The organism is Lysinibacillus sp. NPDC086135, from assembly GCF_044746345.1.
Taxonomy (GTDB): Bacteria; Bacillota; Bacilli; order Bacillales_A; family Planococcaceae; genus Lysinibacillus.
Map to the genome: position 1 here is coordinate 203,179 of NZ_JBIVCA010000007.1, position 12,725 is coordinate 215,903.

The 12,725-nt window shown below is 37.8% G+C and carries 8 protein-coding genes and 1 rRNA gene; all 9 read left to right on the plus strand.

The genetic code is table 11. The features are described 5' to 3' along the window. Window positions 1-5 precede the first annotated feature (5 nt). Window positions 6-2,870: an excinuclease ABC subunit UvrA gene (uvrA, locus tag ACIPKN_RS11690; protein ID WP_400936174.1), complete on the plus strand. Its 2,865-nt coding sequence runs from the start codon at window positions 6-8 to the stop codon at window positions 2,868-2,870. A 525-nt stretch (window positions 2,871-3,395) separates the two neighbouring features. Next, window positions 3,396-4,589 carry a DUF4097 family beta strand repeat-containing protein gene (locus ACIPKN_RS11695; RefSeq protein WP_400936176.1) on the plus strand — a complete coding sequence of 398 codons (1,194 nt, stop codon included), beginning with the start codon at window positions 3,396-3,398 and terminating at the stop codon, window positions 4,587-4,589. A gap of 274 nt (window positions 4,590-4,863) precedes the next feature. Then, window positions 4,864-5,550 carry a cell division ATP-binding protein FtsE gene (ftsE, locus tag ACIPKN_RS11700; RefSeq protein ID WP_142509099.1) on the plus strand — a complete coding sequence of 229 codons (687 nt, stop codon included), beginning with the start codon at window positions 4,864-4,866 and terminating at the stop codon, window positions 5,548-5,550. Next, window positions 5,540-6,424 carry a permease-like cell division protein FtsX gene (gene ftsX, locus ACIPKN_RS11705; RefSeq protein ID WP_142509098.1) on the plus strand — a complete coding sequence of 295 codons (885 nt, stop codon included), beginning with the start codon at window positions 5,540-5,542 and terminating at the stop codon, window positions 6,422-6,424. Before ftsE ends, ftsX begins: the two co-directional genes overlap by 11 nt. Before the next feature lie 76 nt (window positions 6,425-6,500). Next, on the plus strand, window positions 6,501-7,820 hold the full coding sequence (locus ACIPKN_RS11710; RefSeq protein WP_400936179.1) for a murein hydrolase activator EnvC family protein: 1,320 nt from the start codon (window positions 6,501-6,503) through the stop codon (window positions 7,818-7,820). A gap of 590 nt (window positions 7,821-8,410) precedes the next feature. Next, window positions 8,411-9,034 (plus strand): hypothetical protein, encoded by a 624-nt coding sequence (locus ACIPKN_RS11715; RefSeq protein ID WP_400936181.1) that lies wholly within the window; start codon window positions 8,411-8,413, stop codon window positions 9,032-9,034. Window positions 9,035-9,075: 41 nt separating this feature from the next. Continuing rightward, window positions 9,076-9,669, plus strand: coding sequence for a redoxin domain-containing protein (locus ACIPKN_RS11720; RefSeq protein WP_400936184.1), 594 nt, complete (start codon window positions 9,076-9,078; stop codon window positions 9,667-9,669). 253 nt (window positions 9,670-9,922) lie between these two features. Beyond that, the gene (locus ACIPKN_RS11725; RefSeq protein ID WP_400936186.1) at window positions 9,923-11,371 is read left to right on the plus strand and encodes a S41 family peptidase; all 1,449 of its coding nucleotides are present in this window, start codon (window positions 9,923-9,925) and stop codon (window positions 11,369-11,371) included. Window positions 11,372-12,344: 973 nt separating this feature from the next. Further along, a 16S ribosomal RNA gene (locus ACIPKN_RS11730) occupies window positions 12,345-12,725 on the plus strand; the annotation flags it as partial.

Consider the following 12,725-nt stretch of genomic DNA (forward strand, 5'->3'; position numbering starts at 1 on the left):
GGCTTGTGAAAAATACTGAAATTGTCGTGCAAGGTGCACGAGCTCATAATTTAAAAAATATTAATGTCACAATTCCACGCGATCAATTAGTCGTGTTAACAGGGTTATCGGGCTCAGGGAAATCATCATTAGCGTTCGATACGATTTATGCCGAGGGCCAACGTCGTTATGTTGAATCCCTTTCAGCTTATGCCCGTCAATTCCTTGGTCAAATGGATAAACCAGATGTCGATGCAATAGAGGGATTATCTCCTGCTATTTCAATCGATCAAAAAACGACGAGCCGTAACCCACGTTCAACAGTTGGGACAGTAACGGAAATCTATGATTATTTACGTTTGCTATTTGCCCGCATCGGTAAACCTATTTGCCCTAATCATGGTATTGAAATTACGTCCCAAACGATTGAGCAAATGGTCGATCGTTTATTAACTTATTCAGAAAGAACGAAAATGCAGTTGCTTGCTCCGATGGTATCAGGGCGTAAGGGAACGCACGTAAAGCTACTGGAAGATTTAAAAAAGCAAGGCTTTGTTCGGGTACGTATCGACGGTGAGCTACGTGATTTAGATGATGCAATTGAACTTGATAAAAACAAAAAGCACTCAATAGAAGTAGTCATCGATCGTGTTGTGATGAAGGAAGGTGTCGCGGCACGTCTTAGTGATTCTTTAGAGACAGCATTACGTTTGGCAGATGGGCGTGTACTTGTCGATGTGATGGAACATGAGGAATTATTATTTAGTGAGCATCATGCTTGTCCTTTATGTGGATTTTCAATCGGGGAGCTAGAGCCTCGCATGTTTTCATTTAATAGTCCGTTTGGAGCTTGTCCAAGCTGTGATGGTTTAGGCTCAACACAAGAGGTAGATCTTGATTTAGTAGTGCCTGATTGGGACCGTAGTTTATTAGAGCATGCTATAGCACCGTGGGAACCAACAAGCTCTCAATACTATCCACAATTATTAAAGGCTGTGTGCGATCATTATGATATTCCAATGGACGTCCCAGTAAAGGATCTTCCGAAAGAAAAGATGGATAAAATTTTATATGGTTCTGGTAAAGATAAAATCCACTTCCATTATGAAAATGAGTTTGGCAATGTGCGAGATCAAATGATTGAATTCGAAGGTGTTGTCCGTAATGTGGAGCGCCGTTTTAAAGAGACAACGTCTGACTACGTGCGTGAACAAATGGAAAAATATATGGCGCAGCAAGCATGTCCATCTTGTAAAGGTTATCGCTTAAAGCCTGAAACATTAGCTGTAAAATTAGCAGATAAACATATTGGTGAAGTAACACAGTATTCGATTCAAGAAGCTGATACATTTTTCAAAGAGCTAGATTTATCAGAAAAGGATATGAAAATTGCTCGACTTGTTTTACGTGAAATTGAAGAACGACTCGGCTTCCTTGTCAATGTAGGGTTAGATTATTTAACGTTAAGTCGAGCAGCAGGGACACTTTCAGGTGGAGAAGCGCAACGAATTCGCCTTGCGACACAAATCGGCTCGCGTTTAACGGGCGTCCTCTATATTTTAGATGAGCCATCAATCGGCTTGCATCAACGTGATAATGACCGTCTTATCAGTACATTGCAAAATATGCGTGATATAGGCAATACGCTTATTGTTGTTGAACACGATGAAGATACAATGCTGGCGGCTGATTATCTCATTGATGTTGGTCCTGGTGCAGGTGTGCATGGCGGCCAAATTGTAGCGGCAGGAACACCGCAGGAAGTAATGGGAAATGAAGATTCTTTAACAGGGCAATATTTAAGTGGCAAGAAGTTTATTCCACTGCCAATTGAGCGACGCAAACCGAATGGGCGCAAATTATCGATTAAAGGTGCTAAGGAAAATAATCTTCAAAATGTGAAGGTTGATATACCACTTGGTTTATTTGTTGCAGTGACAGGTGTTTCAGGGTCAGGTAAATCAACGCTTATTAATGAAATTTTATATAAGTCATTAGCTCAAAAGCTTAATCGTTCAAAAGTGAAGCCTGGCGAACATAAAGAAGTAACGGGAATGGAAGAGCTCGAAAAGGTAATTGATATTGACCAATCACCAATCGGTCGTACACCTCGCTCTAATCCAGCTACGTATACAGGCGTTTTTGATGATATTCGAGATGTTTTTGCCACAACAAATGAAGCAAAGGTACGTGGCTATAAAAAAGGTCGCTTTAGCTTCAACGTTAAGGGAGGCCGCTGTGAGGCTTGTCGTGGTGATGGTATTATAAAAATTGAAATGCATTTCCTACCAGATGTTTACGTGCCGTGTGAAGTCTGTCATGGGAAGCGTTATAACCGTGAAACGCTTGAAGTGAAATATAAAGATAAGAGCATTGCAGATATTTTAGATATGACGATTGAAAATGCAGTAGTATTCTTCGAAAATATTCCGAAAATCCAGCGTAAGCTACAAACGATCGTGGATGTAGGATTAGGCTATATGAAATTAGGACAACCTGCTACAACTCTATCCGGTGGTGAGGCACAGCGTGTGAAATTAGCCTCTGAATTACACCGTCGTTCAACAGGTAAATCATTCTATATTTTAGATGAGCCGACAACGGGCTTACATGCGCATGATATTGCACGTTTACTCGTTGTTTTACAGCGTCTTGTAGAAAATGGCGATTCCGTGCTAGTAATCGAACATAATTTAGATGTCATCAAAACAGCAGACTACATTATCGATTTAGGACCAGAAGGTGGAGATAAAGGTGGTACTATTGTTGCGACAGGTACACCAGAAGAGGTCGCTGAAGTAAGTGGCTCTTATACTGGGAAATATTTAAAACCGATATTAACAAGAGATCGTCTACGTATGGAAGCTGTTTTAGCCAAAGCTTCTCAATAAAGTCCCAAAAAGTTCGTAAATTTCCTAAGGAGATTTGCGAATTTTTTTACGATAAGGGGCATACTGCGAAGGCGGATGTCGATAAAAATTAAAAGTTGGGTGATAAAACGTAAAAGTTAGTCGATAAACTTCAAAAGTTGGGTGATAAAACGTGAAAGTTAATCGATAAACTTTAAAAGTTGGATGACATTCTATTAAAACGTATGTCATGTGAATAAGTTGATTGGAGTGGAGGCTGGGCGACTCCTCGGGGATCAGCAATAGAGGAACGAAGGCGTTATCACATCCTGTGATAACGCCTTCGTGACCAACATCGTGTTGGCCCGAGACCCTGGAGCGAGCTTTGCGAGTGAAGCGGCTCATCGGACGCCCCCAGGAAAGGGCCCAGCCGGAACGGAAATCAACCACACGTTATGGTAATGAGCCTAAAATAAGATATATTCCCAATTTTTCGTTTTTTGGTGAAACTTTTCACAATGTGTTTCGTATAAATAATATAACGAACTGAGGGAGGCTATTTTTATTATGCAAAATGAACGTCAACGAATTTTAGAACTTGTGGAAAAAGGAACAATTTCAGCGCAAGAGGCGATTACATTATTAGAAGCATTAGAGCAACCTAGCAAGTCCACTCAAAATGTTATGAATGATGTGGTAAATGAGGACCAGTATTCCTCAACAGAAAAAGAGTCAGTATTTAAAGATGAGAGTCAAAACGAACAACAATCGCCAAAAGACGAAGATTACTCTAAATATTTCCAAGAAGAAATGCGAGATTTCCGTAAAGATTTAACACAAATTGGTTCCCTCTTTATGGATATGATGAATACGGCAGTAAAAAAGGTTAAAGAATTTGATGTAACTTCTCCATTTGGTGATAAATTCGAGTTTACACATACGGAAGAAGTTTCAGCTGAACGTGTAGACAAAATAATTGCTGAATTACCGAATGGCAATTTTTCATTAGAAACTGCTGAAGGAGATAGCTTCCAAGTCATTTGCAAGGTAAAGGCACCTCTTGTTAATGATAGTGAAGAAGAAACGCGCGCTAACTTCTTAGAGCAATTCGTTGTCAAAGAAGATGGAGATTCATTACGAATTTTAAGTCAACTTAAGCTTGTTCAAGTAAATGTTAAAGTACTTGTTCCAAAGGATAAATTAGAAAAATTATCAGTACGTTTAATGAACGGTAGTGTTACTTTACAAGATACGGATTTCGAGCAATTAAAAGTAAAAACATTAAACGGTGCGATTAAAGGCTCTAAGTTTAACTTTGGAAAGGCAGAAGTAGATTCGTCAAATGGTTCCATTGAATTAACAAATGTTCGTGGTAAAGATTTAGAGGCTGAAACATTGAATGGCCGTGTCTATTTAGATGGTGCATTGGATGAAGTTGCAGCAAAATCGGTTAATGGACATGTTGTTGTCACTACTTGCTCAACTAATTCATCGAAAATCAAAGCACAAACAGTCGCAGGAGCCGTTGAATTGTATGTGCCACGTACAATATCGTTAAGCGGTAAAATTGTTACGAATTTTGGTAAAGTAGATGTTGGTATTCAAGACGCTTCAAAAATTGAATCACAGGATCAATTTTTATCAAAAGTAGTACGTTTTGATAAAGAAATAGAGAATGCTAATCGTTTATTTATTGAAGGTGAGTCTAAAACAGGTGCAGTTTTAGTACGCTATACAACAACTGACGAGCAGCATATTTAACTAATAAAAAGCATTCAGGCTAAGCATAACAGCATAGCTGAATGCTTTTTTGCTGTTTGAAAACATTAGAAAAGCAGAAATCGACTTTCCACTATTGGGCTCGATTTCTGCTTTCTTGTATGTCGAGTTTATGTTAGTTTTGTGGCAATGAAATAACGAAATAGCAGGAACTACCACGGAATGAAATGAAACTGTAATAATAAAGGGAGAAATAGAGTGCTATAATAGAGAACGAAATACCTCTTACATGGTAAGAGATTTAGGTGGTTTAAATATGATAGAAATGAAGAATGTGACAAAGAAGTATCCAAATGGCGTTGTTGCGACAAATGGGATTTCTGTTAACATAAAGCAGGGTGAATTTGTCTATGTTGTAGGTCCAAGTGGTGCAGGTAAATCTACATTTATTAAATTAATGTACCGCGAGGAAAAAGCTACTTCTGGAGAAATCACTGTTAATGGCATAAATTTAGCAGAATTGAAAAATAAAAAGGTACCTTTTTTACGCCGCCAAATTGGTGTCGTTTTCCAAGACTTCAAACTGCTACCTCGTTTGAATGTTTATGAAAATGTAGCGTTTGCACTAGAGGTAATTGAGGAAGACCCAATAGAAATTCGCCGTCGGGTAATGGAAGTTTTAGAGCTCGTGGGGCTAAAGCAAAAGGCAAGAATGTTCCCTAATGAGCTTTCAGGTGGCGAACAGCAGCGCGTTTCGATTGCACGATCTATTGTGAATGTGCCAAAGGTCGTTATTGCAGATGAGCCTACTGGAAATCTTGACCCTGAGACATCATGGGACATTATGAATTTATTCGAAGAAATTAATGCAAGAGGTACAACTATTGTGATGGCAACCCATAACCGTGAAATCGTAAATACGATTCGTCGTCGAGTAATTGCAATTGAAGGCGGAATGATTGTCCGTGATGAGCACGGAGGTGACTACGGCTATGAAATTTAATACAGTAAAACGCCACTTCCGAGAAAGTGTAAAGTCTCTTGGTCGTAATAGCTGGATGACTATTGCCTCAGTTAGTGCAGTTACAGTTACATTAATATTAGTAGGCGTATTCGCGCTTATTATGATGAACTTAAATAAAGTAGCATCTGATTTAGAGAACGATGTTGAAATTAAAGTGTTAATTGATGAGACAGCAGATAAAACTGGTGAAAAAGCGCTCATGGAAAAAATAAAAAAATTGCCAGATGTCGCAGAGATGACTTATTCGACAAAGGAAAATGAATTAACGAAATTAGTAAAAGATTTTGGGGACGATTTTAAACTATTTGAGCAAAGTAATCCATTACGTAATGTTATTTATGTGAAGGCTTCAAATCCTCAACAAACAGCTACTGTTGCTAAAAAAATTGATAAATTTGAGTATACATATGACGTTATGTATGGTGAAGGCAAAGTAGAAAAACTATTTAATTTCTTAAATATTAGCCGCAACGTAGGGATAGTACTTATTTGTGGATTATTGTTTACAGCAATTTTCTTAATTTCTAACACGATTCGAATTACTATTATTGCACGTCGTGATGAAATAGAAATTATGAAACTTGTTGGAGCAACGAATTCGTTCGTGCGTATCCCATTTTTATTAGAAGGAATGTGGCTCGGAATTTTAGGTTCTATTATTCCGATTGCGGTCATCGCAACCCTTTACCACAATATATATAGAATTATTGCGCCCCGATTAAAAGGCGAACTTGTTCAAGTACTTGATTTCTCACCTCTTGTGTACCAAGTAAGCGGTCTACTATTACTCATCGGTGTACTAATTGGTATTTGGGGAAGTTTCATGTCCGTACGTAAGTTTTTAAAAATCTAGCTTTCGTTAGGCTCCACAAGTTGTGTTAGCCGGAATGACAATCAATCAAAATAATAGTCGAAAAGGAGTTCAACCGGTGAAAAGTATGGCGAAAAACTCATTGAAAACACTTGCTGCAGCATCTGCATTATTTCTTTTTATCCAAACTCCATCAGCGTATGCAACTAGTTTATCGGATTTAAAAGATGAAAAAAAACAAATTGAATCAAAGAAAGATGGCTTAAATTCATCCATCAATAATAAAACAAATGCTATTAATGCAAATGAAAACAAGCAACAAAAATTATTAGATCAAATTCAATCATTAAATGCTGAAATTGATAAAACAAATGGCAATATCAAAAATGTGAGGGCGGAAATCCAATCTACAAATGCAGAAATAAAAACATTAGAAGATTCTATTGCGGAGCTTTTGCACAAAATTGAAGAGCGTGATTTATTGTTAGAGGATCGTGCCCGTGCCATTCAGGCAGGTGGCTCGGTTAGCTATTTAGACGTGTTACTTAGTTCTAATAGCTTCGTAGATTTTATCGATCGATTCTCTGCTGTCAATGCATTGCTTGAAGCGGATCGACAAATTATCCAGGATCAAAAAGATGACAAGCAAAAATTAGAGGAACAAAAGCAAGTCCTAGAAAGTAAACGTCAAAAGCTCGAAGATAAAAAAGCTGAGCTTGATCGTTTAAAAGCATCATGGGATAGACAGAAAGCTGAGAAAAATAAATTAATTGATCAATTAGAAAAAGAGCAAGAAAAGCTGAAATCAGAAAAAGTATTGCTTGAGAAAGAATATTCTGAGGCCCTTGAGGTTAGTGCAGAATTACAACAAAAAATCATCGATGAACAAAATCGATTAGCTGAAATTGCTCGTCAACAAGAAGCGAAACGTAAGGCAGCCGCTGCTGCCGCAGCTAAGGTAGCTAATTCAAACAATAGTGGTGGTGGGGCAGGATCAGGATCTTCAACAGTGGATGCCCCACAATCGAATGGTACATGGATTAAGCCAACAAATGGTCGTTTAACATCACCTTATGGCTGGCGTAATATTGGTGCAGGTCCAGAATTCCACTATGGAGTCGATCTTGCAAATAGTACAGGCACGCCAATTTGGGCAGCTGCTGACGGTGTTGTTGCCTATGCTGCACCACTTAGCACGTATGGTAATGTTGTTATCATTACACATTCTATCAATGGCGAAATTTATACAACAGTGTATGCACACTTAAATTCTTTCAATGTTAGTGTTGGTTCAGAGGTATCCCAAGGTCAGCAAATTGCAACAATGGGTATGACTGGACGCGTAACAGGACCGCACTTACACTTCGAAGTGCATATTGGCGCTTGGCGTGGACAAGCAGTCGGTAGTGTAAACCCATTGAAATATATTCCAGTATAAAAATATTGAAAGCTATACATTAGGATTACGCTAATGTATAGCTTTTTTATATTTCTATTAAACTTCTATAATATTGATTGGGTATCGACACATCAAGATGAAAGCGAATGTTCGACACTTACTTCTACCAAAAAGATTTGTTAGTCAAGATCGAGTAATGTCAATAAACTGAGGAAGATTGGCAGTTAGTCAGCGCAAAATATTGGGGAATCTTCACATTGTGCGCTTAAAAATGATTGATAGAAAAGGCAAAGTGACGGATAGAACATCAACTGAGTTCATGTAGGTAGGAGCAGTCTGAATAACGTTTGGGAAAGCAACATATATGCTCATCTCGATTTTTGAAGTTTAAAATATACTCATCTGTACTTATTTTATTAGCAGATGCATAATTTGGAAGCCTTTTTCCTAGTATGCCATCATTTTATGTAATATATTTGTAGTGTGAATACCTAGATGGGTATTTCAATAAAATTGTTTATCAAGAGTCTATTCTTTGATGTTTCAGGAAGATTTTTTGAACACGGTGTGAAATGACAGTTCATATAAAGATTATATGCTATGCTGTAGCTATCTGGAGGATTTATTAGATGAATAACACAGAATGGTTCTCTATTCGAGCACTAACATTACCAGCAACAGCTGTTGCTTTACTTGTGGCCTTTTTCATTGTATGGCTAGTTTTACAGGTACAATTTTCTAAGAAATGGGCGGGGGTATATGGTGACGCGGTCTTAACCTTTATTGTCGTTTGGAAATTTAGCATAATTGTCACTGATTTTAAAGCTGTTATCGCTCAACCATTTTCGCTCCTTTATTTTAATGGTGGAACAATGGGTGTCTTATTAGGGGTAGTGGTAGCGTCGTTACAGCTTTGGTGGAAGCGACAACAATTTCAGTTTGACGCAACTGGAGTCGCTGCCTGTAGTTGGGCAATCATTTTAACGCAATCGATTTATCAATGGCTTGTAGTGTTACTAAATGATAATCAAACCACTAGCGAAGTGATAACTTTACTTGTGCTAAGTACACTAACAGTCCTCATATTATGGAAAATAACAGCTATCAACCGTGCTTTATTTTTATATACGATTGGTTTTATAATTGTTGCTCTCTTTCAGCCATATGGTTTATGGCAACCGGCAGTAAGTGTGAGCGTCATATTACTTATATTAGGTATAGTGATTCAGCGTTTTGCTGGCACGTCTAAATGATACGGTTCAAAATAAAGTACTAAATTATTGGGAGGTAAGGAATGAAAAAAAATATTGGGCTACTTATCGTTGTATTATTAGTAGCTGTGATGATTGGTACATATGTTAAACAGCAGATTGATAAGGATCGTGAAATTGAAACAACTTCTCTTGGAAAAGAAATAGATGAACGAAAGATTGGTTTAAGCAATGGAGATACGCCACCGGATTTTACTTTAACAAGTTTGGATGGTAAAAATGTAACTTTGAGTGAGCTTCGTGGAAAAAAAGTTGTGTTAAACTTTTGGGCAACATGGTGCCCACCGTGTAAGGCAGAAATGCCACATATGCAAAATTATTATGAACAATATGCTAAAAAAGATAATGTAGAAATAATAGCTGTCAATTTAACAAGTGAAGAACGAGATGTTACAGCTGACGCAAAAATAGATTCTGTGATGACATTTAGAGATAGCTTTGATTTAACATTTCCTATTTTACTTGATCAAGACCCGAAAAACTCAATCGGCATTGCCTATCAAATATTGACGATTCCTACAACCTATTTTATTGATTCAAATGGATATATTCAACGTGCTATAAAAGGGCCGATGAATGTAGAAATGTTAAAAAAATATGTAGATGCATTAGACTAATCAAATCAAAGAATCTGCTCCTTTTCTTAAAAGAAACGAAGCAGATTTTTTATTTGTTTATAAAGCGCCCACGATTCGTGATGGGTACCCGCGATTGTCGATAGAGTACCTGCACTAGAAATCAAATACTCACGATATGCAATAGAATACTCTTGAAACAAAAATCATAGTATTCAACAAATTATTTTGAAGTTTAATCTTGTATGTTTGAAAAATAAACTTCATACAGTAGAAGAGACGGAGGAGGGAAGGTTTGCGCAAAATAATGGCTGGTGTCGGTGTACTTGCTAGTAGTCTATTGCTAGGTAGTGGAGTTTATTTTGACTGGTTTAATTTAGGGGATAAAAAGGAGCCGGTCGTTACAGAGGTTGATTCGATTAATGAAGCGTTGAATTTAATTGAGGAAAAATCTGTATACAGTACGAAAAAAGATGTTTTGGTGGAGGGGGCACTTCGTGGTATGGCCGATGCTATAAAGGACCCTTATAGCACCTATTATTCGAAGGAAGAGGCGGAACAGCACCGACAAATGTTAGCCGAGGAAAGAGTAGGCATAGGGATTGAGCTATCTGAAAATAACGGAAAATTTATTGTTGTATCTCCAGTCCGTTCGTCCCCGGCAGATAAGGCAGGAATGCGCTCTCTCGATGAAATTGTACAAGTTGATGGCGTTCGGGTAGATGGAAAAACGATGAGTGAATTAATGCATTTAATTCAAGGGGAGAAGGGGACGAAAGTAACTATTGTCGTCTATCGTCCAAGTGAAGATAAACATATTAAAATGACGATGGAACGAGCTGCAATTTCTAATAAAACAGTAACGAGCGAAGTAGTGAACGTAGAAAATACTCCGCTAGGTTATGTGGAAATCTCACTTTTCGGTGAGAAAACAGCAAATGAGTGGGTTGCCGAAACGAGTAAATTGCTTCGAAAAGATATAAAAGGGTTAGTGATTGATGTGCGGGATAATCCAGGTGGTTATTTACATAGCGTCGCAGCGCTACTGAGCACAGTATTGGAGAAAGGCAAAGTGTTTGCCTATATGCAAAATGCTGAAGGTGCTATGGAACCATTAAAAACGGAATCAAAAAGCTTTGATGAAAAGTATTTACAGACAATGTACAAGATACCAATTGTTGTTTTACAGAATGCGGGCAGTGCATCTGCTAGTGAAGTACTTAGTGGCGCTTTAAAAAGCTGGGGACGTGCCTCCCTTATTGGTGTCAAGAGTTTTGGAAAGGGAACAGTTCAGGAGTCTTGGTCGCTGAAAAATGGTGGAGAGCTTAAACTGTCCACAAATAAATGGCTGACGCCAAAGCGCGAATGGATTCATGGGCAAGGTATTGAGGCTAATTTAGTGGTTGAACCAAATGAATTATTCGCTTTCCAAATGCATCCATTATCAGGGAAATTTAAAGAGGGAGATATGAGTGAAGAAATTGCTTATACGCAAAATGCTTTGAAAAAGCTAGGCTTTAAAATTGCTCGTTTAGACGGTTACTTGGATGAATCGACGGAGGAGGCAGTTAAACTTTATCGGGAGGATAAGAAATTGAAAAAGGCAGAAGATAATTTTAATTTGGACACTACCTTCTTTAACAGCTTAAACGAAACGTTGAAAAAATATAAAGAGGACCGTCAAAATGATTTACAGTTCCAAATGGCGACAAGCTTTTTACTGCACAATATTAAAGGAGAATAATAAATATTAGGTATGTTGATTTTAAGAAGGTAGATCGGTAAAAGGATTTTTTGTTGATTGTAGCGGAGAGCTACTTCGTGCTCTTGTCGCAGAGCGAAGCTTTCCACAGAAAGCGAGTAGCCCGTTGTAGCTTTAATCATTAGGTCTAATTAAATTTATGATATTAACCTTGATATAGGAGCATATCTAAAGAGCATGTTTTGAAAAAAACGATCAAAGCATGCTCTTATTTAATTATAAATAAGTTGTATTATTTTTAAAATCTTAGTTCACTAAAGCCCTCATTAGCTTAATAAGGAAATGTAAAAATGATTTTCTTATGACTCATATAGGAGTGGTAATATCGTGATTGCAGCATTTGATTGTGTCAGGAAGTTGAATTCAAATGTCACAAGAGCTTATCCTCATTCTTCATATGCTTCTTGTAAAGTATCAAAACTATAGTTTGCATCAGAAGATACATCTTTTCTTTTTCCGCAATTCAATTGGTCCCTAAAAAACAATGTACTTTCTTATTTAATCATTTTATAAGTGGAGATCTTTTTAATTTTATCCCCTTATTGAACTAAACTGAATTTTAGATAACAATAAAACATTAAATTTACTAGATTGTGAGTCTAATATTAATTTGTTTTCTAAATCATATTAAATAGGTAATTTCTCAGTGGAATGAAAAACTACCGATTTTTTTAGAAAAAAGTGTTGACCTTTTTAAATTAAGAGTGTATTATTATACAAGTCGTTAAGGCAGCTACTGAAAAACAACTAAAATAGTTGTTGACATAGAGTTTGCGACATGGTATTATATAAAAGTTGCCACTGAGAAAACGGCAACAAAATGAACCTTGAAAACTGAACAAGCAAAACGTAATCAATAAAGTTTTTACTAGCTAACCTTGAGTTAGTGAACGAAACAAAATTTTGGACATCAAACATGATGCCAGCAAAACAATTTGAGCTAATCAAATTTCTTTTTATGGAGAGTTTGATCCTGGCTCAGGACGAACGCTGGCGGCGTGCCTAATACATGCAAGTCGAGCGAACAGAAAAGGAGCTTGCTCCTTTGACGTTAGCGGCGGACGGGTGAGTAACACGTGGGCAACCTACCTTATAGTTTGGGATAACTCCGGGAAACCGGGGCTAATACCGAATAATCTATTTTACTTCATGGTGAAATACTGAAAGACGGTTTCGGCTGTCGCTATAAGATGGGCCCGCGGCGCATTAGCTAGTTGGTGAGGTAACGGCTCACCAAGGCAACGATGCGTAGCCGACCTGAGAGGGTGATCGGCCACACTGGGACTGAGACACGGCCCAGACTCCTACGGGAGGCAGCAGTAGGGAATCTTCCACA

Coding starts and splice junctions, on each gene's coding strand:
- ACIPKN_RS11695 (WP_400936176.1), top strand. CDS start 3,396: ATGCAAAATGAACGTCAACGAATTTTAGAACTTGTGGAAAAAGGAACA.
- ftsE (WP_142509099.1), top strand. CDS start 4,864: ATGATAGAAATGAAGAATGTGACAAAGAAGTATCCAAATGGCGTTGTT.
- ftsX (WP_142509098.1), top strand. CDS start 5,540: ATGAAATTTAATACAGTAAAACGCCACTTCCGAGAAAGTGTAAAGTCT.
- ACIPKN_RS11715 (WP_400936181.1), top strand. CDS start 8,411: ATGAATAACACAGAATGGTTCTCTATTCGAGCACTAACATTACCAGCA.
- ACIPKN_RS11720 (WP_400936184.1), top strand. CDS start 9,076: ATGAAAAAAAATATTGGGCTACTTATCGTTGTATTATTAGTAGCTGTG.